Origin of the sequence: Nocardia noduli (assembly GCF_019038455.1) — a bacterium.
Classification (GTDB): Bacteria; Actinomycetota; Actinomycetes; order Mycobacteriales; family Mycobacteriaceae; genus Nocardia; species Nocardia noduli.
Genome location: NZ_JAFMPL010000319.1, coordinates 1 through 387, shown reverse-complemented (window position 1 = coordinate 387; position 387 = coordinate 1). Strand labels below are relative to the sequence as shown.

General features: G+C 50.1%; 1 protein-coding gene. It reads right to left on the bottom strand.

From position 1 onward, the window contains the following. Nucleotides 1-322 (bottom strand): hypothetical protein (locus tag JZ792_RS41570; RefSeq protein ID WP_254191112.1); only part of this gene is annotated, 322 nt, incomplete at its 3' end. Between the last annotated feature and the right edge of the window lie 65 nt (nucleotides 323-387).

The following is a 387-nucleotide window of genomic DNA, read 5'->3' as shown; positions in this document are numbered from 1 at the left end:
GCGTATTGCCGACTAAATTCCCCTGCGCATCTTTAGTCGAAATGCGGATCGACACCTCATCCCCCTTCTTCGCTTTGACGGCGCTAAGTGTGCTGTCAATGCTGACAAACTGCCCGGGGTCTGAGGCTTCCAGCGTAATCTGGCTGGCAGTCATCAACGGCGTTGTACGGCAGGTTTGTAACGCCAGCACGGTGGATACGATTTGCGAAACTGCGCCAGAATTTAGTTGCACCACATTGTAGTAACGGCTCCCTGTTTGTGTATTACTCGGGGTATTGGTGAGATAACTCATATTTACCGGCCATCCCTGTACCGTATTCATCGCATTACCTCTATTGGCGTCATACAAAGACTTCAGACCATCCAGCGTTGGCATATAATCTGTAC